The organism is Reyranella sp., assembly GCF_965279465.1.
Taxonomy (GTDB): domain Bacteria; phylum Pseudomonadota; class Alphaproteobacteria; order Reyranellales; family Reyranellaceae; genus Reyranella.
On the sequence record NZ_OZ257242.1, the window covers coordinates 5,340,526 to 5,363,795 of the forward strand.

The following is a 23,270-nucleotide window of genomic DNA, read 5'->3' on the forward strand; positions in this document are numbered from 1 at the left end:
CGCGAGATCGCTTGCGTGACATTCTGGTCGCGATCCAGGAGGCCCTCGACGATTACCCGCCAGCCCGTGAACCGGGTTGCATGTTGCCATGCTATGCTTGCGCAAAAGGGGGGATCGCATGCAGCGCAAGGCTGTCGTGAGTCTGCCGCTCCTTGGCACCCTCTGTGTGGCGCTCGTTCCTGTGCGGGCGATTGCCGACGAGGGCGGCGCCAGCGTCTGGCTGCCGGGCCAGTTCGCGAGCTTCGCCGCGGTGCCGGGTGATGCCGGGTTCTCCCTCGAGGCGATGTTCTATTTCCGCAAGGCCAGCGCCACCGCGGGGACGAGCTTTTCCCGCGGCGGCGGGCTCCTGCTCGGCTATGACACAGCCGAGCAATATCTCTTCCTGACGCCCGGCTACACCTTCGCCGATCCGGTGCTGAATGGGCAGCTGTGGCTGGGCGTGACCTTCTCCGCCGGCCGCGCCGATACGTCCGTGTGGGGCGTCCTGGCGACGCCCAATGCCGGCGCCTTCTCGGCCAGGAGCAGTGACAGCGCGGCGGGCGTCAGCGATCTCTACCCCATGGCATCGCTGAAGTGGCAGATCGGCAGCCACAACATCATGACCTACATCATGGGCAGCGCACCGGTTGGAACCTACGATCCCAACCGTCTGGCCGGTGTCGGGCTGGGCCATTGGGCGATCGATGCCGGCATGGGCTACACCTACATGCCGGCATCGGGGTTCGAGGTCTCGGTCACGGCCGGCTTGACGTATAACTTCATCAATCCGACCACGCGCTACCAGAGCGGGATGGACGCGCATATCGATGTCGGCATGTCGTACTCGTTCAGCGATACGTTCTATGTCGGCGCCGCGGGCTACTTTTTCGGCCAGGTGAGCCCGGACACCGGCGGCGCAGCGCTGCTGGGAGGGTTCCGGTCGCAGGTTGCGGGCGCGGGGCCGCAGATTGGCTGGTCCTTCCAGCTCGGCGGCCTCGCGGCCGAGCTCGACGTCCGCGGCTACAAGGAATTTGCCGCTCAGAATCGCCCCGAGGGCTGGAACGTCTATGTCACCGTCTCGTTGTCGCGCGCCCGGCGCCCGGAAGAGAGGGCGCGATGATCGTCCGCTTCGTCAGGCGCCATCTCGACCCGTCGGAAACGCTGCTCGAGATACTGTTCGGCCTGGTCATGGCGCTCACCATAACCGCCGGCGCCCGCCTGCTCTCCGAACGCGCAGATATCGTCGGCGTCGAGCTCGCCTTGGCGCTGCTGGGCTGCAACGTGGCCTGGGGCGTGATCGACGGCGCATTCTACCTGCTGGGTACGCTCTTCAACCGAAATCGGCGCGTCCAGTTCGTGAAGAGACTTCAGGCTGCTTCGACCGACGAGGAGGCAATGGCCGCGGTCAAGGAGGAGTTCGACCTCGAGGGCGAACCGTCGATGCGGCCACAGGACGGAGCCAGGCTTCACCGTTCGTTTCTGGAGCTGTTCAGGAATGCGGGAACGGAGCGGGCTCATCTTCAGGCGAATGACTGGGTGGCCGCGGCCTTGATCGTGGTCCTGGTCAGCATGACGGCGATCCCGGGCCTGATCCCGTTGCTGCTGTTCCACGACGGTTTCACGGCCCTGCGCGTGGCCAACGCGCTGCAGCTCGCACTGATGTTCTTCAGCGGCTACTGGTGGGCTCACTATTCCGGAGGCAATCGCTGGTTCACTGGCCTGGTCATTGCCCTGGTCGGAACGGCGCTGGTTCTGCTGGCGGTGCCGCTCGGTGGCTAGGATCGGCCGGCGCCTTCCCCGGCGCGATCTTCTGGGCGCCACCGTTGCCGGAGTAACCTCGCTCGCCATGTCTCCCCTCCAGGCCCATCAAGCGCAGACCATAGCGCTGCTTCATCTGGCTCCCCGGCCGGGTGACGTCGAATACAACAAGCGCCTGATCGAGCGGGCCGTATCGCAGGCCTCGTCGCGGGGCGCGCGGCTGATCGTGACTCCCGAGCTTTGCCTCAGCGGCTACGGCTTCCGCGATCTCATCGGCACGACATGGATCGCCGGGGAGCAGCCGGCGCTTCTCGACTGGGCGGCACGGCTGGCGCGACGCACCGGCGGCGCTTCGATCGTGCTGGGCCAACCGGAAGCGGACGGCGATGCCCTCTTCAACAGCATGATCGTGCTGGGACCCGACGGCGGCGTGACCGGACGGCATCGAAAGATCGCCGCGCTGCGGGTGGGCGCCGAATCCTGGTCGACGCCCGGCGATCGGCCGACCGTCGTCGACATCGCCGGCATTGGCCGCGTCGGGCTGTTCGTCTGCGCCGACATGTACTCGAAGCGCCTTGTCGGCGAGACCGCCGCGCAGGGCTGCGATCTCCTGCTGTCGGCCGCGGCCTGGGCGCCGGGCGAGCATGGCCCGAGCGGCGAATGGGAATGGGCGTCTCTCACGACGCAACGGCCCGTGCTGGTCTGCAACCGGACCGGGCGGGACGTCCTCGACTTCTCCGGCGCCCGTTCCGTGGCGGCGGTCGATGGCACGATCGCCTTTGCCCACGCCGCCCCGGATGACAGCATCGTGCTGGTCGATTGGACGGCCACCACCCGTGCGCTGTCGAGCTGGCGGACGGTGTCGCTGGACGATTAAAGGCGGCATCGGCCCCTTCCGCCTTCTCACAGGACCGATGTAGGCTCCTCTCGAAAAGCGCTCAGATGGACTGCAAGTCCGCGACGTGGCGCAGCTGTGGAGGGAACATCATGACGTTTCATCGCCGTACATTCATGCATCTGGCCGCGGGTGCCGCTGCCTTATCAGCGGTGCCGGGCATTTCTCGGGCGCAAGCCTATCCGTCGCGAACGGCACGCATCGTCGTCGGCTTTCCGGCCGGCGGGGCGACCGACATCCAGGCGCGCCTGATGGGCGAATGGTTGACCGAGCGCCTCGGCCAGCAGTTCATCGTCGAGAACAAGCCCGGCGCCAGCGGCAACATCGGCACCGACATGGTCGCCAAGTCCCCCGCGGACGGCTACACGCTGCTGCAGGTCGTGACCCCGGCGGCGATCAATGCCGCGCTCTACAGCAACCTTCCCTTCGACTTCCAGCGGGACATCGCGCCGGTCGTCTACGTCACGCGGCTGGCTTACGTCGTCGTGGTGAACCCGTCGGTCCCCGCCACGACGCTCCCCGAGTTCATGGCCTACGCCAAGGCCAATCCGGGCAAGATCAACTACGGCTCGGCGGGCCAGGGCACGCCGCAGAACATTTCCTGCGAGCTCTTCAAGATGATGACCGGGCTCAACCTGGTCCACGTCCCGTACAAGGGCGGTGCGCCGGCGGTCGTCGATCTGATCGCCGGCCACGTGCAGGTGATCTTCGCTCCGGTGTCGGAAGCGATCCAGCAGATCAAGGCGGGCAAGCTGCGTGCGCTGGCGGTGACGACCAAGACCCGGCTGGACGTGTTACCCGACACGCCGCCGATCGCGGACTTCGTGCCCGGCTACGAGGCCAGCGGCTTTGCGGGAATCGGCGTGCCCACGGGCACCCCGCCCGAGGTGATCGCCCTCCTGAACAAGGAGATCAATGCCGCCCTCGCCGACAGCAAGATCAGGTCCCGGATCACCGAGCTGGGGGGCACGCCGGTCGGAGGCACACCCGCTGAATTCGCGACGATCATCGCGGAGGCCACCGAGAAATGGGGCAAGGTGATCAAGTTCGCGGGCGTCAGGGCCGAATAGCCTTCACGCCCCACGCCGGCGGCCCAGGCGCGAGGCCCGCCGGCTTGGCGAGGCGCCGCCCTGCCCGGCTCTCACCGCGGCGATGACGCCGCGCGGGACGCGATGGCGCGGCAGGCGGAGGCGGAGGCCGTCTCCCATGCCGAAGCCGACCGGGTGGTGGCCCAGCTGGTGAAGATCGCGCATGCCAGCCGACACGAATTTTCTCAATTTCTGTACCCCCGGATATTGTCCGGCTGTATTTATTGGGGGTACAAATATCCTCGTGAAAATCACCTTCGACGCCGCCAAGCGCAACGCCACGAAGCAGACCGCGGCCTCGACGGCAACGCTCGGCACATCATTTCGATGAGGAAGTGCAATGACCGCGTACAAGCGCGCTATCAAGAGCGACTTGCCTAAGGTCGACCGGCACCGAATCAAGCCGCAGGAGTATGACGACGCGCCAGAGCTGACGGACGAACAGTTGGCCGGTGCGGTGGTAACGGAAGCCAGGCCGGTCGGCAGGCCGCGCTCGATGGCACCGAAGCTCGCCGTCAAGCTTCGGCTCGACCCTGAGGTGCTCCGCTACTTCAAGTCCGGCGGTGCGGGCTGGCAGACGCGGATAAACGACACCCTGGTCAAAGTCGCACGGCGAGCAGCGAAGAGATAGTTGGAGCCAGAAGACCTGCCGGCGATAGCGTCGCTCTTCCGATGGACGGGAAAATCCAACGGTAGGCGATGGTGATCAAGTTCGCAGGCGTAAAGGCTGAATAGCCTTACCCCGGCGATCTGCGGCACTGGCCTGCCGGCTTGGCGAGGCAACACCCTGCCCGGCTTTCACCCCGGGCGACGGCGCGGTGCGCTTCGAGCCGGATCCATGCCAGCCTCTGTGAGGAGCTGGCCGACCCTGTCGCGGACCCGGCGGACGTCCTCGAGGCTCATCCCGTCGAACAGGCCTCCCTCCTGCGCCGGCGCCGGCTTCTGCTGCCACAGGCCGAAGTGCCGGCCGAGCAGCTCGAGGACCTTGAGCCGGTCGACGACCTTGCCGGCCTCGCCGGTGGGCTCGAAACCCGCCAGCGCCGCGGCTTCCTCGTCGTCCAGCTCATGGACCTTCTTCCGTGTGCCGTCGGCGTGAAAGAACTTGCGCGGATCGGCGTGCGCGATCCTCACCAGTTGGGCCAACACCCAGTTGGCCTCGGCATGGGATTGCACCTCGGCCTCCGCCTTCGCCTGCCGCGCCATCGCGTCGCGCAGCTCGGCGATGCGCGCCCGCACCCGGGCGTCCTTCAGCAGGCGCGAGGCGGTCTCGTAGATGTGGCCGGACCTGTAGCCCGCGCGGAGCGCCGCCGACTTGGCATGGAAGTCCTTCACATACTCGTGGCAGAACCTCTCCTGCTTCGCGAGCCGAAGCACGCTCATGGCAAGCTCCTCGCCATCCGCCGCGCCATCAAGCGGCGCACCGCCGTCGTCCTCGCCGGCGACTGCCCCGGCTCCAGGCGCAGCGCGGCGCGCTTGTGCTGCACGGACTCGCGCGCCCGGTCGAGCGCCTTGCCGATCCGCGCATCCGTCCAGCCAGCCGCCACGAACCGGCGCAGGGAAGCGATATCGTCGGCGTACCAGCTGTTGCCATTCATTGTGGAACTCCCTCGTCCCGGCGAGATATGGCGCTCTGGCGCGCGGCCAGTCGCCGGCAGATCGTCGCCGCAGTTGCGAGAGAGAACGTCCAGGGTCGGCCGAGATTCGCCATACCTAGGGATAAGGGGAAAGTGTAACTCCCCGGAGCAACAAGAAAAATGGGTTGCGTCGGTGTGGCGTGTCCAAGCGAAGGCGGATCGCATGCCCAAGCCTCACCCCCGAAACGCGTGGTCGTTATGCCAGCGCAGCGCCTCGGGGCCGGGACGGCGCACGATCTGCTCTGGCGCGAAGATCGGCTGCCCGTGCAGGGCCTAATAGTGCCGCCCGTTGTCGAGCTCCTCCTTGATGCGCCGGCTCACCTCGAAGCGCAGATCGGGCGTGACGGGCACGTAGCCGGCATCGAACAGACTGTGGATGTCGCGCCGCAGCAGGAGCCCGTTTCGAGCTTCATTTTCGCCGCCATCGCCATAGGGACGGATATGTGCGGCTTCGAGCGCCGGCAGGGTCCGCTCCTGCATGATGGCGCAGCGCCGATTGTAGATGTCCGTGACCAGCACCCGGAACGCGCCCTGCCCCAGCCGCGGCCGGATGAGCTGCGGCTCGCCCAACCGTGCCGGTTCTTCGGCCATGCCGGGGAGGCCGGGCCGGTTCATCCGCTCGTTGACCGCGTCCCACAGCGCAAGCCCGTCCGCGTCGCCGGTGCTGTAGGTCTTGAAGGCCACGATGTTCGACGCCCAGCTCGCCGGCGCGAGAATCCAGTCGGCCTCGGCGAAGAAGAAAGGCTGCGTCAGGATACGGCAGCCGATCTCGAAATCGCTACGGTGGCCCGGATCGACCCGGCGGTACAGCGCGATGCGCGCCCGCATTTCCTGCGCCGACCGCGCGCCGTTGGCTTCGCGAAACGCCTCCCAGGCTAGCGAGCATGGCAGCGCGTTGGTGTAGGCGAAGATGCCGCCACCGACGATCACGTTGCGCGGGGCGTGGAGCTTGAACAGGAATATCTCGCCCGGCTGAAGGACGCGAAAGTTGGCGGCGGGCGGCGCCCAGAAATTGACCTCAGCACGGTTCGGCTGCTGCCGCAGCATGTTGAACCAGTCGCCGTTCGTGACAGCGATGACGAGGTTGATCGGCATCCAATGCCGCCGCCTCCAGTTCGCGTTCCTCGGCCGGCGCCAGCGTCTTGGCGAGCAACGTGTCGCACAGGCGGCGGCGGGGGCGGTAGCGGCCGTAAGGCTCGCCTCCCGGACGTGCATTCATTGGTTAGAACAACCGGTTAACAGGGCTCATGCGGGAAGTCCTGTCGGCCGATGCCGATCATCTTGGGCCGTCTATGACCTTGGAACCCGACGCCGGCGAGGAACGGTTCGCCGAAAAGCGCAGGGCAGCATCACGGCAGACCTTGCTTTCCGATGTCGACGCCTTTTCGAGAAGGTGCCGGCGAGTAGAAAGATAATCCGTCAGCAGCGAGTAGCCTTTGCCCACGACTTCTTCGTATTGATAGCCCAGCAGCAACAGCCTTCCTTGCCAATTGGGATAGCCGGCTACGGTGTCGAGGTAGCGCAGGCATAAGGCGTCCTTGGATTTTCCTTTCATCCCGACCACGAAGGTCAACATCGACAACACCGCCGGTGTGTAGCATGTATCCAACAACAATCCGGTCGGGTTCTGCCTGAAGCACCGGGCGGCGAGGAGCCGCACTATGAAGCTGTCGGCACGGAGCTCCTCGCGCTGTTCGCTGCTCAGGCGGTCGAGAAATGCCGCCAGGTCGGCATTGTCTCTCATCGGTATCCGCAACGGCACTTTGGTCACGTGGCCAACTTCGTGCAGCAGCAGGAAGGCGACCATGGCTTCGAGGGGCACGCGCTTGCTCTCGAGCAGCACGTCGGGCACCCGGCCACTATCGAGATCCGCCTGAAGCTGATCTTTGCTGTCGTAGCGCATCAAAAGTATGTATCGGGCCCAGTCGGCCCCGAAGACGATCCTGAAAAGCAACAGGTGCTGCTCCATAAGGACAATGCAGCGACATTCGGGCGAGGTCTTCGCCAGCTCCCAGGTGTTCTGCCGGTTCAACACGTCCATTACGACCTTGATGCTCGTCTCGGGATAAAGTGTCCCGACGCAGTCGTCCTTGTCGCCGCAATTGGACGCATCCGGATTGATTTCGCCGAGATCGCTCGTGATCGAGGTGATGAGTGTTTCTAGCTTGCTGCGCTCTTCCCAAAGCTCGCGCGGGCTCAGGGGCGATCCGACGAGATAGACGACCAGCTCGTCTTCGCGCAATCCCCGACCATTCAACTGCCACGAAGCGACGATACGGAACGGCTCCCGCGCCACTCGCAGCACGTCGTTAGCTACTTCGATCGCTCTTTCGGCATCGGGGCGCAGCGTCCGGGCCTCTCCCAGCGCCTCGATGAGAGGCGGCGGCCTCGGGGGGCAGGCGGTTGCAGAAAGAATGGCGGCGAAAATCAGGCAAACGAAGCTCATGGACGGTGTTCCGCCAACGTGATTACGAGGGCATCGAGAATGCCGCGTTCTGCTGCGGGATTGACGGCGATCCCGGCAGGCACCTCCATGATCGCCTTTTTGAGCGCCGAGATATCCCCGTCTAACGGCTTTACGCCGGTCTTTTCGACGAGGTCGCTCGCTCCCATTGCAAGCGTCGCGATCGCCGTAAGCGCTCCGATGGCGGTGACCTTCTTGTTGAGAAATTCTTCCCTGTCCGCGCGGCTCTGACGGCTTCTCCATCCGGCCACGATTGAGGCCAGCGCAGTCAGTCCCAATCCCAGGAAACCGAGCCAGACTGCGACGGTCTGCCAGAGACGCTGGCGCTCGACGAGGATAAGCGCATTCGTCTTTGCCTTGGCCAGCAGGGTAGTGGCCTCCTCCGAAAGCTGGATGCCGGCCGCCCCTTTGAAATCGGTCGGATAGGCGGTGAGCTGATAGGCCGGCATCGCGACGACTGCCAGGAAAAGCAAGCCCGCAAGACCAATCAGAACGAATGCAAACCGCATGTACTACCCGCCCTTCCCGCGGCGACGTTGCACCGTCGCCCCGTTAGGTTGTCTCTCCGATGCATTTTACACCGGGCCGCGGGCCTGACAAACGAATCCTGGCAATTTGCGACGTGCGCCTGCCCGACGGAAGTTGTCATCCCGGGCGCGACCTCTCTCCTCACCGGCAGCGGCCATATATCCGCCTTGGCGAGCGCACCCAGGGCAAAGATTCGGTGGGCGACGATCAACGCTTCGCAGGCGATGCTAGCGACGGCGGCGGCGATGCGGTCGTGCGCGGCCTGCATGGCGAAGTCCTCGATCGGCGCCTGCGCCAAATTTCTATGTTGTCGGCGGCGGGACGGCGTCGAGGTCGAGATTTGTTTCGATGGCCAGTCCGGTCATGAAACAGAAAGCCGCGCCGTTGGACGAGAAAACGAAGGCGACGCCGAGAGTCGCGGCGTAGTCGAGGCCGCCGCATGACATCGCCGACGCTGTGATTGTTGTCCTTCGCCTCGATCAGCGCGAGCGGGAGTTTCGGCTTGTAGTAGAGAACAACGTCGGCCTTCTTAGCCTTGCCGCGCGTGACAAGCTTGCCGCGCACGATGATCCGCCCAAGTCCCCCCGCCAAACTCCTTGACGCGACAGCGCCCTCAAATTACCAAAGTCACATCGACGGTCCTCCCTAACCGGAGGCTAACAGGGAATGCCGTGCCGCCCGTGAGGGCCAATCGGCAGCTGTACCCGCAGCTGTAAGCGGCGAGCGAACGCCATCAGGTCACTGGACTTCGGTCTGGGAAGACAGGCGCAAGCGACGACCCGTGAGCCAGAAGACCTGCCGGCGATAGCGTCGCTCTTCCGATGGACGGGACAATCCAACGGGACGGTCAACCGAGCGGTGACGCGCCTTGTGCGTGGCTGTTCTGGAGGACCGTCCGATGATGCCGTTCCGTCGATTTCTGCTCGTAGCCTCTCCCCTGCTCCTGCCGTTCTGTGCATCCGCGCAAACCGAAAGCGGCATAACGGCGACGATGCCCAATGTCGTGATCACCACCGACCGCGAGCCGGTGCCCGCCGACAAGGTGACGGGCACGGTCACGGTCATCAGCCGCGACGAGATCGAGCGCCGGCAGTTGCGCACCGTCGACGAAGTCTTGCGCTATGTCCCCGGCGTATCCGTCCAGCAGTCGGGGGGTCCGGGCACGCAGACTTCGGTGTTCGTGCGCGGCAGCAACTCCAACCATACGGTCGTGCTGGTCGACGGCATGTCCATCACCGATCCGTCGACGCCCAATGCCTCGATCGACTTCGCTCATTTCCTCACCGACAACCTCGACCGCATCGAGGTCGTGCGCGGCCCGATGAGCACGCTCTACGGCTCGGGCGCGATCGGTGGCGTGATCAACATGGTGACGAAGAAGGGGCAAGGCTCCCTCTCTGCCGGCGGCTATGCCGAGCTGGGGACGCGGCTGCAAACCAGCCTCGGCGCCTATGCGACGGGCAGCGTCAACCGCTTCAACTACAATGTCAGCGCAAGCGGCCTGTACACCCCGGGCCAGAGCGCCATTCCCCCGCGCTTCATTGCGTCGGATGGCTATTTCGACAACGACGCCTACCGCAACATCAACCTGGCGGCACGGCTCGGGGTCGACATCACGGAGAATGCCAGCCTGACGTGGTTCGGCCGTTACATCGACACCCAGGTGAAGTTCGACAATTACGCATTGCAGCCGGACTTCACCTTCGCGCCGGCGGAAGATCCCAACGCGACCGAATTCACGCAGCAGTTCTTCAATCGCCTGCAATTCGACGGCAACTTCTTCGGCGGCGTGTGGAAGCCGACGATCGGCGTCGGCTATTCGACTGTCTATCGGCACGCTCTGGACTATCCCAGCATCCAGATCCCGTTTCCCGCACCGATGAACTCGACCTACAACGGACGGCAGTTCAGCGCCGACTGGAAGAACGTCTTCACGATCACCGAGCAGGCCAGCATCGTGGCCGGCATCGACTACAGCAACCAGTGGGCCTACTCCAACGCCGACACCGTCCAGCAATGGGGCCAGGTTTCACAGACCGGCCTCTACGCCCAGGGCCGTGTCACGCTGTTCGAGGCGCTCACGCTGTCGGCCGGCGGCCGCGTCGACTTCAACAGCCTCTACGGCTCGAATGGGACGTGGCGTGTCGGCGCGAACTACCTGCTCAGCGCGACGAACACCACCTTCAAGGCCTCCTACGGCACCGCGTTCAAGGCACCGTCGCTGAACCAGCTCTACAACGCCGGGCTGTTCTGCGTCGGCAATCGTAACCTGCAGCCCGAGACCAGCCGGGGCTTCGAAGTCGGCGCCGAGCAGACGATGTTCGACGGCAAGGTCAAGGCCGGCGTCCTCTACTTCAAGAACAACATCAGCAACCTGATCGACTGCGTCACTCCCTTCACGCAATACACCAACGTCGCACCCCAGGCGCAAACCGAAGGCACCGAAAGCTTCGTGGACATTCAGGTCACGGACTGGCTCGACGTCCATTTCGCCTACACCCACACGCTCGCCTTCAATCTCACGACCGGTGCCTGGCTGGTGCGTCGTCCCGAGGATGTCTTCTCGGTGCGCGCCGCCGTGCGGCCGATCGAGGGCGTGCGCCTGGGTGCGGAGCTGAACAGCGTCGGAGGCCGCCACGATCTCGATGCGGTTACTTTCACGCCCATCACCCCTCCCCCCTACACTCTCCTGCGCGCCACGGCGGCCTGGGACGTCCGCAAGGGAGTCGAGCTCTTCGCCCGCGCCGAGAACATCCTTGACCAGCGCTACGAAGAGCCCACAGGGTTCCAGCCTCCGGCCTTCCAGGCCTTCTTCGGCGTGAAGGCCAAGTTTTGACGCAGGGACTGGTGTCGACGTGAAGACCGGGCTTGTCGCCGCCATGCTCTGCCTCCTCCTGGCGGCCACGAGTGCCTGCCGTGCCGAACCGCCCAGGCGGGTCGTGACCGTCAACCTGTGCCTCGACCAGCTCGCCCTGCGCCTCGCCGCGCCCGGGCAGCTGGTCGGGGTCAGCTATCTCGCGCGCGATCCCCGCACCGCGGTTCTGGCCGATCGCGCGCGCAACATCCCCACCGTCCGCGCCACCGCCGAATCGATCCTCGATCTCCGGCCCGATCTCGTCGTGTTCGATTCGATGGCGCATGCCAACGTCAAGCGGCTGGTGCGTGCCGCCGGTGTGTCGATCCTGGAGCTTCCCTGGGCTGCCTCGCTCGAGGAAGCGGAGGTTCAGATCGCGCGCATGGCCGACGTGCTCGGCCGCAGCGACCAGGGCCGCGACCTGATCGTCGCGATGCGCGAGCGGCAGCGCCAGCTCGTGCGGCCGGGCCCGCCGACCGCCACGGCTGCCGTGCTGCAGGCCAACCTGCGCACGACCGGCAAGGGCAGCCTGATGGACGAGCTGCTCGGCCTGACAGGCTATCGAAATCTCGCCGCGGATCTGGGCATCTCCGCCTATGGCCGCTTCTCGCTGGAAGCCGTGCTGGCCGGCCGACCGGACCTCGTCATCCTGGACGAAGAATCCAACGCCGATCCGGCGCGCGCCACCTCGTTCGTCGACCATCCGGCGATCGGGACCTTGGCGCGACATGCCCGCATCCTGTCGTTGCCGATCCGCTACTCGATCTGCGCCGGTCCTGAGAATCTCGACGCCCTGCAGAAGCTGCGCGAGGTGCATCCGTGAGAACAGGCCTGGCGAGGCTGCGCCTCGGACCGACAAGACGCTCTTGTCGTCCTGAGCGCAGCGAAGGACCCCACCGAACGATCAGACACGGGCCGCGCCGCTGGCGCGAGGTCCTTCGCTCCGCTCAGGACGACCGGAGGGGGCAATGAAAGTGCACGCATTTGGATGCGGTTCGGTCACTCAAGCCAAGCTTGCGCTGCTGCGCCTCGGCCCGACAAGACATGCCCTTCCTGCTGGGAGCGCGGCTCTCCAGAGCCGCTCTTTCTTCGGTTTGCCACAGCCTATGAGCGGCTCTGGAGAGCCGCGCTCCCAGCGTGAAAAGCGCACAAGCGCTCAGGACGACAGGAAGGAGGTCCTGGTGAACATGGGAAACTTGACGCAGTTGGATGCGGTTTGGTCACCCACGCTAAGCTAGCGCTGCTGGTCGTCGTGCTCTTCCTCGTTTCGGTCGCGACCGGGCCGGTGTGGTGGCCGTGGCGGCTCGGCAACGAGGTGGGATGGGCGATCGTGCTCGACCTGCGGCTGCCGCGCGCCGTGCTCGGCGTGCTGGTCGGCGCGGCCCTCGGGCTGAGCGGTGCCGTGCTGCAGGCCTGGCTGCGCAATCCGCTCGCCGAGCCGGGCGTGATCGGCGTGTCGGCGTGCGCGAGCTTCGCCGCCGTCTGTGCGTTCTACAGCGGGCTGGCCGCGGCATTCGCGCTCGCCCTGCCGCTGGCCGGCATCACCGGTGCCGCGCTCGCCGTCGCGGGCCTGATGATGGCAGTGCGCGCCGGCACGGGCACCGTATCGCTGCTGCTGATGGGCGTGGCGATCAACGCCATCGCCGCGGCGCTGATCTCGCTGGTGCTCGCGCTCGCCCCCAACCCCTTCGCCTTCCAGGAGATCTGGCTGTGGCTGGCAGGATCGATCGCCGACCGGGATATGCGCCACATCCTCGTGTCGGCGTCGTTCATCGTCGCCGGTGCGGGGCTCGTCCTGATGAACCGCCGCTGGCTCGACGCCCTGTCGCTCGGCGAGGATGCGGCACGCAGCCTGGGCGTCGACACGCGACGGCTCGGCCTGTGGCTCACGCTCGCGGTCGGCCTGATGGTCGGTGCGGCGACCGCCGTCGCCGGCATGATCGGCTTCGTCGGGCTGGTGGCCCCTCACCTCGTCCGCGCGCACGTCGGCTTCAAGCCCGGCGCGACGCTGGTGCCGTCGATGCTGGTCGGCGCGATCCTGGTTCTCGCGGCCGACATCGCCGTGCGCGTGCTGCCGACTTCCTACGAGCTGCAGCTCGGCGTCTTCACCTCGCTGGTCGGTGCGCCGTTCCTCGTGCGCGTGATCCGGCGTACGCGCGCCTCGTGGCTCGCGGCATGACGGGGCTGGCGACATGACCGTGCTCGCCACGCGCTCGCTGGTCCGCCGCCGGGGCGCGCGGACGGTGCTCGACGGAATCGACGTCGCCTTCGCGGGCGGCCAGCTGAGCGCCATCGTCGGCCCCAACGGCGCGGGCAAGACCACCTTGCTGCGCCAGCTCGCGGGCCTCGATCCGCCCGACGGCGGCGAAGCGACGCTCGACGGCGCCCGGGTCGACCGGCTCGGTGCCGCCGTGCGATCACGACGCATCGCGTATCTGCCGCAGAGCGCCGCCGTCTATTGGCCGCTGCTGGGACGCGATCTCGTCGCGCTGGGCCGCCTGCCGCACGGAGCCGACCTCAGCCGGCCGCTCTCGCCGACCGACACCGCAGCGATCGAGCGGGCCCTGGCCCGGGTTGGGAGCACGTCGCTGGCAGGGCGCCGGATCGACGAGCTGTCGCAGGGAGAACGCGCCCGGCTCGCGCTGGCCCGCGTCCTGGCCACCGAAGCCGATGTCATCCTCGCGGACGAGCCGGTCGCGAACCTCGATCCGGCCTATGCCCTGGAAGCGATGACGTTGCTCAGGGCGGAAGCGGCGCGCGGCGTCTGCGTCGTGGTCTGCCTGCACGACCTTGGATTGACCGCCCGCTTCGCCGACCACGTCGTGCTTCTCGTGGCTGGCCGGATGCAGGCGTCCGGTGCGGCCGCGGCAGTGCTGCAACCGGACGTGATCGACCGCGCCTATGGCGTCGGCTTTCGCACGGTCACCATCGACGGGGTCGCCCAGCCGGTCGCCTGGACGTATCGTGGGCAGAATTTTTCCGGGTAAATTTACACATGCCGAATTCCAAACAGGAGCTGCGCCCGCTGGAGGACGATCCGGCAGAGATCGTGCGCCGCTATCTGGCCGATCCGCTCACCGGCTGGAGCGTGGGCACCTACGGTGCCATCGCCGAATTCCAGTACGACCCCGACGAGCCGGGCCTGCGGCTCGATCTCGAGGCCATGTCCGTGCGGACCGAGAGAGGCGCTCTGGCGATCGTCTCGCTCGAGGGCGTGCAGCCCTTTGGCCTCACCGACGACGGCGGACGGCTGCGGGAGATCGCCTTCTGTTCCGAGCGGCGCGGCGCGCAACGCGCGACGGTCACCGATCTGGGCGATCGGACATTCGACGTCGGCATCGCGGCGCCTCACATCGACATGCTGGTGCGCCTGCGGTCTGGTGACACGGAGACCGATGCCGCCCTGCGCGCGGGCGCCGGCCGTCCCCTGTTTGCTGCCGACAACCCGGCCGGCCTCGCGATTGCGCGCGCCAGCCCGACGCGCATCCTCGCTTCGGCCGTGGCGCGCATCGAGGTCCATCAGCCGATCCCGGCGCCGGGCGGCCGCTCGCCCGAGGGACCGCACACTCACCTCTTGCCGAAGTTGCTGGCCCAGGGCCGCATCCACCCGCCCGGATCGCCGCTGCCCGACGGCCTCTATTGCGGGCTGAGCCTCTACCCCCGAACCAGGCTCTAGCTGGGAGCGCGGCTCTCCAGAGCCGCTCTTTCTTCGGTTTGCCACATCCCATGAGCGGCTCTGGAGAGCCGCGCTCCCAGCAAAGACAATGAGCGAAACGCGTTTTACCGCCAGGCGCTGCGCAGCGCCTGATCGGTCTTCCACCTCTCCACGGCCGCGACGTCGTCGCAGGAGAAGACCTGGGCGTTCTTGCGGGGGCTGGCCTCGATCCAGGCGAAGACCAGGCACTGCGACGTGCTCTTGTCGCCCTGCTTCGTCTCGAAGCTCACCTCGGCCGTCGCTGCCACGCCAGCCTTGGCGTCGCCGTAGTCCTCGACGGCCGGCTTGATGTCGCCGACGGTGCGGCCGGCCGCCTTGGTGTCGGCATACCATTTGGCGAAGGCCGCGAACTGCTCGCCGGCGGCGCCTTTGCCGTCTGCTGCAACGTAGGCTTTCAGGTCGGCGACGAGCGACTGCGCCGCGGCAACGGCCTTGGGCTCCGCGGCCTTGCGGCGTTCCGCGAGCCTCGCGCGCAGGGACTTCAGCGCATCGGCATTCGACGGCGGCGCGGCGGGCGCCGCGGCGACCTGCGCCGAGGGATCGAGGCGCCGGATCGGCGCCTTGGTCGCCTCGTTGTTGAGGGCCACCGCCTCGCTCGGCGTCAGCTTGCCGGTGGCGGCCAGGCCGTGGCCTTTCTGCCAGTCGCCGATGGCTTTCGTCGTCGCCGCGGACTGCAGGTTGCCGTCGATCGGACCGCTGTACTTGTCGAGCGTGCGCAGCGACTCCTGCAGCTTGCGCCGGTCGGGTTCCGGGCTGTTCAGCACGGCAGCATAGTCCGGCCCTCTCGCAGGTCCCGCGGGAGCAGCGCTTGCGGCAGGAGCCGGGGCTGGGGCCGGGGCAGGCGCGCCGCCACTCGACGCGCAGCTGGCAGGATTCTGGAAGCAGCGCTCGACCTCGCTGGCGCTCTGGGTGAACGCGACCGCCGGCGTCAGCGCAAGCAGGCCTGCCAGCAGCCAGCCGCGCATCTCAGAGGCCGCCATAGGTGCTGGCGGCAAGTTGCGAGGGCAGCCCGATCACCATCGTCACCGGCTGGCCGCGACCGGTCTGGCCGCGGGCGATGATATGGTCGTTGGGATTGCCGATCCGGCTCTCGTAGCTGCCGTTGCCGGCGAACTTGCCGTTGAAGCAATTGAGCGAGAAGCGGCCGGACTGCGGCCCCTCATTGGTGAACGTGCCCTCGCAGACCGTCTCGCCGCGGGGGTTGTCGACCGAGAAGGTCACCGAGCGATCGCGCCCGATCAGGGCACCGTAGCGCGCGACGCCGTTGAGGCGGGCGATGTTGCCGCGATCGTCGCGGTAGAAGATCGATGTCGGCCCGTACGCCTGGTCGGGCAGCGTCTCGCGCGGGACGACATAGACGCCGTCGCTGATCACGACCTTGCATTGGCAATTGATGCCGTAGTTCTCGCCGAGCGGCCCGAGCTGGCCGAGCTTGGCGTTGCAGTTTGACAGCGCCATGTCCTGCACCTCGCGCTCGCTCATCTGGTTGCGGGTGTAGGTATCGGCATAGACGAAGGCACACTGCTTGGGCATCGGTACCGCCACGGACTTGTGGCTTGCGGCCATGGTCTCGGTATTGACCCAGAAGCGCTCCGCCATGGCGGGGAAGCGCAGGAAGATCGGATCGCGGCGCTCCGCCTTGCCATAGGACTGGGCGGCAGCCTGCGCCCAGGCACCCGTCAGCGTGAACAGGCCGAGGACAATGAAGAGCAGCTTGCGGGTCATGACGCGATTCCACCCGGAAAACTTGACGGAAATACGACTCCCAATGGGGCCCAATCCGGTCAAACCAGCCGGCTTTGGGCCTTGGCCGCGCTGATGAACGAGGTGAAGAGCGGATGCGGCGCGAACGGCCGCGACTTCAGCTCGGGATGATACTGCACGCCGATGAACCAGGGATGGTCGGGAATCTCGACGATCTCCGGCAGCAGGCCGTCCGGCGACATGCCAGAGAAGCGCAAGCCGACCTGCTCCAGCCGGTCCTTGTAGTTGACGTTGACCTCGTAGCGATGGCGGTGGCGTTCGCTGATCACGTCCTGGCCGTAGATCTCGTGCACCTTGGTGCCCCGCCGCAGGTGCGCGGCATAGGCGCCGAGCCGCATCGTACCGCCGAGATCGCCATCGGCCGCCCGCTTCTCCACCCGGTTGCCCTTCATCCATTCGGTCATCAACCCGACCACGGCATGGTCGGTCGGGCCGAACTCGCTCGACGAGGCGTCCTCGATGCCCAGCAGATTGCGGGCCGCCTCGATCACCGCCATCTGCATGCCGAAGCAGATGCCGAAGAACGGCACGTTGCGCTCGCGTGCGAACTTCACGGCGTGGATCTTGCCCTCGGTGCCGCGCTCGCCGAAGCCGCCCGGAACCAGGATGCCGTGGACGTTCTCGAGATGGGCGACGGCGTCGTCGCGCTCGAAGATCTCGGAGTCCATCCACTCCAGCCCGACCTTCACGTTGCTGCCGAAGCCGCCATGGGTCAGCGCCTCGGACAGCGACTTGTAGGCGTCGAGCAGCACCGTGTACTTGCCGACCACCGCGATCGTGACCTTGCCCTCGGGCTCGCGCACCGAGCGCACCACGCCGCGCCAGCGGTCGAGGTTGGGCTCCGCGCTGGCATCGAGGCCGAAATACTTGCAGACCTCGGCATCGAAGCCCTGGTCGTGATAGGCGATCGGCACCTGGTAGATCGTGTCGACGTCGCGCGCCTCGATCACCCGCTCGGTCTTGACGTTGCAGAACAGCGCGATCTTGCGCCGCTCGTTGGCCGGGATCTCCTTGTCGCCCGAGCGGCAGAGCAGCAGGTCGGGCTGGATGCCGACGCTCAGCAGCTCCTTCACCGAATGCTGGGTCGGCTTGGTCTTGAGCTCGCCCGCCGTCGGCACCCAGGGCAGCAGGGTGAGGTGAACGAACATCACCCGCTCGCGGCCGAGCTCGTTGGCGACCTGGCGGATGGCTTCGAGGAACGGCAGGCTCTCGATGTCGCCGACCGTGCCGCCGACCTCGACCAGCACGAAGTCCTCGTCGGCATCGGCGAGGACGAATTCCTTGATCGCATCGGTGACGTGCGGGATCACCTGCACCGTGGCGCCGAGATATTCGCCACGGCGCTCCTTGGCGATAACGGTGGAATAGATGCGGCCTGTGGTGATGTTGTCGCTCTGCCGCGCATCGACGCCAGTGAAGCGCTCGTAATGGCCGAGATCGAGGTCGGTCTCCGCCCCGTCGTCGGTCACGAAGACCTCGCCGTGCTGATACGGGCTCATCGTGCCCGGATCGACGTTCAAATACGGGTCGAGCTTGCGCAGCCGCACGCGGTAGCCGCGGGCCTGCAGCAGCGCCCCGAGCGCCGCCGACGAAAGACCTTTGCCAAGCGAAGAAACCACGCCGCCCGTTATGAAAATAAAGCGCGTCATGGGCTTACAGACTACTAAATGTTGTCGAGCGCGGCCATGGGGATATCGTCCCGCCGGAGAAGGTTCGGCGGTGGGAACGGTCCGACATCGGCCGTTGTTCCTAGCGGGTGGGCGCTGTCGGCGCCCCGGGGGCCGCCGGCGGGGCGGGATTGCCGCCGGCCGGTGACGGCGCCGCGGGCGTCGAGGGCACGTTGTCCATGATCGAGCGCGATGAGCGCGAGCCGGGCTCGCCGACGCTCCAGGCCATCAGAAGGCTCAGGAAGAAGAAGATGCCGGCGAAGATCGCAGTCATGCGCGACAGGACATTGGCCTGCCCGCGGACCGAGAACAGCGCGTCGCTGCGGCCGCCCATGCCGAGCCCGCCGCCCTCGCTGCGCTGAAGCAGGATGACGACGATCATCGCGGCCGTGACGCCGACGTGGATGATCAGCAGCACCAGCCGCCAATCATGGAAAAAAGTACGTACGCTATCCATTTTCGCGGGCGCTTCTAGCCTCTTTAGGCCGCCTTGGCGATAGCCAAAAATTCCTCGGCCTTGAGGCTCGCACCTCCGACCAGCGCGCCGTCGACGTCGCCGGCTGCCAGCAGCTCGGCGGCATTGCTGCCTTTCACCGAGCCGCCGTAGAGCAGCCGCACGCCTGCGGCATCGGCCACAAGCCCACCCAGCACCTTGCGAATATGCGCGTGGGCTGCGGCCACTTCCGGCGTGGTCGGCGTCTTGCCGGTACCGATCGCCCAGACCGGCTCGTACGCCACGACGAGCGTGGCCGCCGTGGCGCCGGCCGGCACGCTGCCCTTGAGCTGGGTCTCGAGCACCGCCAGTGTCCGGCCCGCCTCGCGCTCGGCCAGCGTCTCGCCGATGCAGACGATCGGCAGGAGCCCTGCCCGCCATGCCGCCTCCGCCTTGGCGCGCACGATGGCGTCGGTCTCCCCGCAATCGGTGCGCCGCTCGGAATGGCCGACGATGACATGGCTGGCGCCGGCATCGCGCAACATCTCGGCCGACACCTCGCCAGTATGCGCGCCGCTCGCCTTGGCGTGGCAATCCTGCCCGCCGACCAGGAGCCCTGTGCCCCGGGTGGCATCGGCGCTCGCCGACACCAGCGTCGCCGGCGGGCAGATCAGCACCTCGCGATCGGCCCAGCCGGCCTGTTTCACGCCGTCGGCGACGCCCTTGGCCAGGGCCATCGCATCGGCCCTCAGGCCATTCATCTTCCAGTTTCCGGCAATGAGCGGACGGCGGGTGCGGGCCATGATTTCCTCGTATTTTGACGCCAGCGTGTCTAGTGGGCTGCCACGTTGCCTGCAAGGGGGGCTGGTGGTAGGCATGCGCCCCGTCGTCCCGACCCCTCCCCCGCTGCGAAGCCCGCCCGTGAACAGATTCAAGAAATTGGCCTCCTATCTCGTCATGGGCACCCTCATGACGATGCTGATCATCAGCTTCGGGCTGTGGGGCATCGGCGACATGCTCAAGATGGGCGGGCGCAGCACCGAAGTCGCGCATGTCGGCGGCATGCACATCCCGCTCTATGGCTGGCTGGGCGGCACCTCGGTTTCCGTCGAGGAGGTTCGCGATCGCTTCAACCGGCAGATCGAACAGATCCAGCGTCAGACCGGCCAGCGGCCCGAACCGGAGCAGGCCATGCGCTACGGCTTGCACATCCGTGCGCTCGAGGACGTGGTGCAACGGGCGGTGATCGACAACGCCATGCAACAGTACGGGCTGGTAGTGAGTGATAGCGAGGTCCAGGCCGAAATCGCCCGCAATCCCACCTTCCAGGGAACGGGCGGCGGCTTCGATCCGGCGAAGTACCGCGCCCTCCTGCAACAGGCGCGCATCCCCGAAGCTGCCTACGTCGCCGATATCCGTCGCCAGATCGCCTCGACACAGCTGTTCGGCACGGTGCGTACCGAAGGCCTCGCACCGATCAGCCTCCGTGACGACATCTTCAAGATGGAGAGCGAGAAGCGGGTTGCCGAAACGGTCTATGTCCCGGACGCCATCATCGTCGACGTTCCCAAGCCGACGGCCGAGCAGCTCGGCACCTATTTCGAGGCCAACAAGGCCAAATTTCAGATCCCCGAGTACCGCGCCTTCTCCTATGTGCTGATGACGGTCGACGACGTGATGGGACAGGTCGCGGTCACGCCCGAGCAGGTGAAGCAGGAATACGAAGCGCGTGCCGCCGAGTTCGGCTCGCCGGAAAAGCGCGACGTCGACCAGGCGATGGCCGACAGCGAGGACAAAGCGAAGAAGATCATCGAGGCCGCCAAGGCGGGCAAATCGCTCGAAGATGCCGCCAAGGAAGTGCTTGGCAATGCCGACGGCGTCATCAAGCTCGGCCCGGTACTGAAGAAGGACCTGCCGGCCGGTGCCCTCGCAGACGGCGTGTTCGCCGCCCCCCAGGGCATTGCGCCCGAGCCGATCAAGTCGGCCCTCGGCTGGCACGTGGTCCGCATCAACAACATCGAAGCCGGCAAGGCAACGCCATTCGAACAGGTCAAGGAGAAGATCGAAACCGACCTCAAGGCGCAGCTTGCGCCCGACGTCCTGATCAAGCTGGTCACTGACTTCGAGCGCTCGCTCGGCAAGACCCAGTCGATGGTCGCCTCCGCCCAGGAGTTCAACCTCAAGGTTCATACCGTCGAGGGCGTCGATGCCCGCGGCCAGGATGCGTCAGGCAAGCAGGTCGTCATCGGCCCGGCGGCCTCGGAGCTGGTGCAAGCCGCCTTCTCCACGCGTGAGAGCAGCGAGAGCCAGCTGCTCGAAACGCCGAAGGGCGAGTATTTCGTGGTCCGCACCGACCGCGTCGCGCCGGCACGCGTCCCTGCCCTGAGCGAGGTCGAGGCCAAGGTTGTCGATGCCTGGCAGGCCGAGGAGCGGCGCAAGCTCGCCGACCAGAAGGTCAAGGAAGCGCTGGAGAAGGCCAACAGCGGCGGCGATCTCGGCGCGATCGCGAAGGATTTCGGGCTGGAGCTGCGCACGACCAAGCCGGTCACACGCTACGAGGCCGACACCGGGAACTACCTGACCCAGCAGGCGGTTCAGGAACTGTTCAAGCTGGCGATCGGCAAAGCCCAATCCGTGCGCAGCGCCGAAGGCAGCGTGATCGTGCGGCCGAAGGAGATTCAGGCGGCCGACCTCGCGAAGGACAAGGACGCGCTCGATCGCTTCGGCAAGCAGCTCGACACGATGATCGCCAACGACCTCGTCACGCAGCTCCTTGGCGCGTTGCGCGGCAAGTACGGTGTCACCGTCAACGAGCAGGTCTTCGCCGCGGCGTTCTCGCCGCAACAGCAGCAGTAGGCGGCCGCGATGTCCGTGTTTCCCGAGTTCGACGCGTTCACCCAGATCTACGACAGTGGTAAGCCGCAACTGGTCTGGACCAAGCTGGTCGCCGACCTCGAGACTCCCGTCTCGGCCTACCTCAAGCTGGCCGACGGCCGGCCCAACTCCTTTCTGCTGGAATCGGTCGAGGGCGGCTCGGTGCGCGGCCGTTACTCGATCATTGGCTTCAAGCCGGATGTGATCTGGCGCTGCACAAAGAACAAGGCCGAGATCAACCGCCGCGCCCGCTCCGATGCACATGCCTTCGAGCCGCTCGACGGCCGGCCGCTGGAAACGCTGCGCCTCCTGATCCGGGAATGCCAGATGGAGCTGCCCAAGGGCCTGCCGCCGATGGCGTCCGGCCTGTTCGGCTTCCTGGGCTACGACATGGTTCGCGACATGGAGCGGCTGCCGGACGAGAATCCCGACCCGATCGGCCTGCCCGATGCGATCATGGTGCGGCCGACCCTGATCTGCATCTTCGACCGGCTGGAAGACAACGTGACCCTGGTCACGCCGGTCTGGCCGCAGCCCGGCACGTCCGCGCGCGCAGCGTACGAAGCGGCACAGGAGCGGCTGGCCGATGCCGTGTCCGACTTCGAGCGCTCGCTGCCCTTCCGCCGCGAGAGCGCCGATACGTTGGATCCCCTGCCCGAGCCGCAGGCCAACATGTCGAAGGACGATTTCAAGGCGATGGTCGAGACCTGCAAGGAATACATCCGTGCGGGAGACGCCTTCCAGATCGTGCCGTCGCAGCGTTTCTCGCTGCCCTTCAAGCTGCCGCCGCTGTCGCTCTATCGCTCACTGCGCCGAATCAATCCTTCGCCGTTCCTGATCTTCTTCGACTACGGCGACTTCTCGATCGTCGGCTCCAGCCCCGAGATCCTGGTCCGCCTGCGGGACAACATCGTCACCATCCGCCCGCTCGCCGGCACCATCCGGCGCGGCGCCACGCCCGAAGAGGACAAGCAGCTGGCCGATAAGCTGCTGGCCGATCCCAAGGAGCACGCCGAGCACCTCATGCTGCTCGACCTGGCACGCAACGACGTGGGCCGCGTCGCCAAGCTCGGCTCGGTCAAGGTCCTCGAGCAGTTCACCATCGAGAAGTACAGCCACCTCCAGCACATCTCCAGCCACGTCGAGGGCACGCTCGAAGACGGGCTGGAGGCGATCGATGCGCTGAAGGCGGGCTTCCCTGCCGGTACGCTGTCGGGCGCGCCGAAAATCCGGGCGATGGAGATCATCGAGGAGCTGGAGCCGGAGCGTCGCGGAATCTATGCCGGCTGTGCCGGCTATTTTGCCGCCAACGGCTCGATGGACACCTGTATCATGCTGCGCACCGGGCTGGTGAAGGACAACACACTGTATGTCCAGGCGGGTGTCGGGGTCGTCGCCGATTCCGATCTCGAGGCCGAATATCAGGAAAGCGTGCTCAAGGCCCGCGCCCTGGTGCAAGCCGCCGAAGAAGCCGTCCGCTTCGCCAGCTCACGCAACTCAGGGAACGCGCGCCGCTAATTACGCAGCGGCTTTGCCATTGTCTTCTCCTCCCCCGTCGTCGGGGGAGGTGGCGCGGTAATCCGCGACGGAGGGGGTGTGACGCACCATCTCCGTTGC

At 66.4% G+C, this 23,270-nt stretch carries 24 protein-coding genes, 1 pseudogene and 1 riboswitch; of the genes and pseudogenes, 13 read left to right on the forward strand and 12 right to left on the reverse strand.

Going from position 1 to position 23,270, the window contains the following annotated elements:
• The first annotated feature begins 118 nt into the window (after positions 1-118).
• The 4 genes from ACQY8M_RS26055 to ACQY8M_RS26070 all read left to right on the forward strand — a co-directional run bounded on the left by ACQY8M_RS26055 (position 119) and on the right by ACQY8M_RS26070 (position 3,702).
• On the forward strand, positions 119-1,099 hold the full coding sequence (locus tag ACQY8M_RS26055; RefSeq protein ID WP_428661758.1) for a SphA family protein: 981 nt from the start codon (positions 119-121) through the stop codon (positions 1,097-1,099).
• On the forward strand, positions 1,096-1,758 hold the full coding sequence (locus tag ACQY8M_RS26060) for a VIT1/CCC1 transporter family protein (RefSeq protein WP_428661761.1): 663 nt from the start codon (positions 1,096-1,098) through the stop codon (positions 1,756-1,758). The genes ACQY8M_RS26055 and ACQY8M_RS26060 overlap by 4 nt, the downstream gene beginning before the upstream one ends.
• 67 nt (positions 1,759-1,825) lie before the next feature.
• Positions 1,826-2,614: a carbon-nitrogen hydrolase family protein gene (locus tag ACQY8M_RS26065; protein ID WP_428661764.1), complete on the forward strand. Its 789-nt coding sequence runs from the start codon at positions 1,826-1,828 to the stop codon at positions 2,612-2,614.
• Positions 2,615-2,724: 110 nt separating this feature from the next.
• Positions 2,725-3,702: a Bug family tripartite tricarboxylate transporter substrate binding protein gene (locus ACQY8M_RS26070; protein ID WP_428661767.1), complete on the forward strand. Its 978-nt coding sequence runs from the start codon at positions 2,725-2,727 to the stop codon at positions 3,700-3,702.
• 3 nt (positions 3,703-3,705) lie between these two features.
• Here the strand turns inward: ACQY8M_RS26070 and ACQY8M_RS26075 are convergent, their stop codons facing one another.
• Positions 3,706-3,885, reverse strand: coding sequence for a hypothetical protein (locus tag ACQY8M_RS26075; protein WP_428661769.1), 180 nt, complete (start codon positions 3,883-3,885; stop codon positions 3,706-3,708).
• Between ACQY8M_RS26075 and ACQY8M_RS26080 the strand changes: the two genes are divergently transcribed.
• Entirely contained in the window at positions 3,884-4,051 is a 168-nt protein-coding gene (locus ACQY8M_RS26080; RefSeq protein WP_428661772.1) for a hypothetical protein, read from the forward strand. The genes ACQY8M_RS26075 and ACQY8M_RS26080 overlap by 2 nt on opposite strands.
• A 9-nt stretch (positions 4,052-4,060) precedes the next feature.
• Positions 4,061-4,351: a BrnA antitoxin family protein gene (locus ACQY8M_RS26085; RefSeq protein WP_428661775.1), complete on the forward strand. Its 291-nt coding sequence runs from the start codon at positions 4,061-4,063 to the stop codon at positions 4,349-4,351.
• A 167-nt stretch (positions 4,352-4,518) separates the two neighbouring features.
• On the opposite strand, the gene ACQY8M_RS26090 is transcribed toward ACQY8M_RS26085, so the two are convergent.
• The 6 genes and pseudogenes from ACQY8M_RS26090 to ACQY8M_RS26115 form a co-directional block, all read right to left on the reverse strand.
• Entirely contained in the window at positions 4,519-5,100 is a 582-nt protein-coding gene (locus tag ACQY8M_RS26090) for a terminase small subunit (protein ID WP_428661778.1), read from the reverse strand.
• Complete coding sequence (locus tag ACQY8M_RS26095; protein ID WP_428661780.1) at positions 5,097-5,315, reverse strand: hypothetical protein; 219 nt, start codon at positions 5,313-5,315, stop codon at positions 5,097-5,099. The genes ACQY8M_RS26090 and ACQY8M_RS26095 overlap by 4 nt, the downstream gene beginning before the upstream one ends.
• Before the next feature lie 312 nt (positions 5,316-5,627).
• Positions 5,628-6,449, reverse strand: coding sequence for an HNH endonuclease (locus ACQY8M_RS26100; RefSeq protein WP_428661783.1), 822 nt, complete (start codon positions 6,447-6,449; stop codon positions 5,628-5,630).
• A 181-nt stretch (positions 6,450-6,630) separates the two neighbouring features.
• Positions 6,631-7,800 (reverse strand): hypothetical protein, encoded by a 1,170-nt coding sequence (locus ACQY8M_RS26105; RefSeq protein WP_428661785.1) that lies wholly within the window; start codon positions 7,798-7,800, stop codon positions 6,631-6,633.
• A complete protein-coding gene (locus ACQY8M_RS26110) occupies positions 7,797-8,327 on the reverse strand; it encodes a hypothetical protein (protein WP_428661788.1) in 531 nt (176 codons plus the stop codon). The genes ACQY8M_RS26105 and ACQY8M_RS26110 overlap by 4 nt, the downstream gene beginning before the upstream one ends.
• A gap of 330 nt (positions 8,328-8,657) precedes the next feature.
• A pseudogene (locus tag ACQY8M_RS26115) lies at positions 8,658-8,922 on the reverse strand (type I restriction endonuclease subunit R); the annotation flags it as partial.
• A gap of 43 nt (positions 8,923-8,965) precedes the next feature.
• Positions 8,966-9,163: riboswitch (cobalamin riboswitch) on the forward strand.
• A gap of 81 nt (positions 9,164-9,244) precedes the next feature.
• Between ACQY8M_RS26115 and ACQY8M_RS26120 the strand changes: the two are divergent.
• The 5 genes from ACQY8M_RS26120 (at position 9,245) to ACQY8M_RS26140 (ending at position 14,876) form a co-directional block, all read left to right on the forward strand.
• Complete coding sequence (locus ACQY8M_RS26120) at positions 9,245-11,182, forward strand: TonB-dependent receptor plug domain-containing protein (RefSeq protein WP_428661791.1); 1,938 nt, start codon at positions 9,245-9,247, stop codon at positions 11,180-11,182.
• Between the two features lie 19 nt (positions 11,183-11,201).
• The gene (locus ACQY8M_RS26125; RefSeq protein ID WP_428661794.1) at positions 11,202-12,023 is read left to right on the forward strand and encodes an ABC transporter substrate-binding protein; all 822 of its coding nucleotides are present in this window, start codon (positions 11,202-11,204) and stop codon (positions 12,021-12,023) included.
• Positions 12,024-12,416: 393 nt separating this feature from the next.
• The gene (locus ACQY8M_RS26130; protein ID WP_428661797.1) at positions 12,417-13,379 is read left to right on the forward strand and encodes a FecCD family ABC transporter permease; all 963 of its coding nucleotides are present in this window, start codon (positions 12,417-12,419) and stop codon (positions 13,377-13,379) included.
• A 13-nt stretch (positions 13,380-13,392) separates the two neighbouring features.
• Positions 13,393-14,187, forward strand: coding sequence for an ABC transporter ATP-binding protein (locus ACQY8M_RS26135; RefSeq protein WP_428661799.1), 795 nt, complete (start codon positions 13,393-13,395; stop codon positions 14,185-14,187).
• An 8-nt stretch (positions 14,188-14,195) separates the two neighbouring features.
• On the forward strand, positions 14,196-14,876 hold the full coding sequence (locus ACQY8M_RS26140) for a DUF6925 family protein (RefSeq protein ID WP_428661801.1): 681 nt from the start codon (positions 14,196-14,198) through the stop codon (positions 14,874-14,876).
• A 104-nt stretch (positions 14,877-14,980) separates the two neighbouring features.
• Here ACQY8M_RS26140 and ACQY8M_RS26145 read toward each other — a convergent pair whose 3' ends face one another.
• From ACQY8M_RS26145 to tpiA, 5 genes are all read right to left on the reverse strand, one after another.
• The gene (locus ACQY8M_RS26145) at positions 14,981-15,880 is read right to left on the reverse strand and encodes a peptidoglycan-binding domain-containing protein (protein WP_428661804.1); all 900 of its coding nucleotides are present in this window, start codon (positions 15,878-15,880) and stop codon (positions 14,981-14,983) included.
• Position 15,881: 1 nt separating this feature from the next.
• On the reverse strand, positions 15,882-16,640 hold the full coding sequence (locus ACQY8M_RS26150) for a hypothetical protein (protein WP_428661806.1): 759 nt from the start codon (positions 16,638-16,640) through the stop codon (positions 15,882-15,884).
• A gap of 59 nt (positions 16,641-16,699) precedes the next feature.
• Positions 16,700-18,328, reverse strand: a complete 1,629-nt coding sequence (locus ACQY8M_RS26155; protein WP_428661808.1) for a CTP synthase — start codon at positions 18,326-18,328, stop codon at positions 16,700-16,702.
• Positions 18,329-18,428: 100 nt separating this feature from the next.
• Entirely contained in the window at positions 18,429-18,803 is a 375-nt protein-coding gene (gene secG, locus ACQY8M_RS26160) for a preprotein translocase subunit SecG (protein ID WP_428661810.1), read from the reverse strand.
• 23 nt (positions 18,804-18,826) lie between these two features.
• Positions 18,827-19,582: a triose-phosphate isomerase gene (tpiA, locus tag ACQY8M_RS26165; protein ID WP_428661813.1), complete on the reverse strand. Its 756-nt coding sequence runs from the start codon at positions 19,580-19,582 to the stop codon at positions 18,827-18,829.
• 118 nt (positions 19,583-19,700) lie between these two features.
• Between tpiA and ACQY8M_RS26170 the strand changes: the two genes are divergently transcribed.
• Together ACQY8M_RS26170 and trpE are read left to right on the forward strand one after the other, a co-directional pair.
• Complete coding sequence (locus ACQY8M_RS26170; RefSeq protein WP_428661816.1) at positions 19,701-21,635, forward strand: SurA N-terminal domain-containing protein; 1,935 nt, start codon at positions 19,701-19,703, stop codon at positions 21,633-21,635.
• A gap of 9 nt (positions 21,636-21,644) precedes the next feature.
• The gene (trpE, locus tag ACQY8M_RS26175) at positions 21,645-23,171 is read left to right on the forward strand and encodes an anthranilate synthase component I (protein WP_428661819.1); all 1,527 of its coding nucleotides are present in this window, start codon (positions 21,645-21,647) and stop codon (positions 23,169-23,171) included.
• The last annotated feature ends 99 nt before the right edge of the window (positions 23,172-23,270 follow it).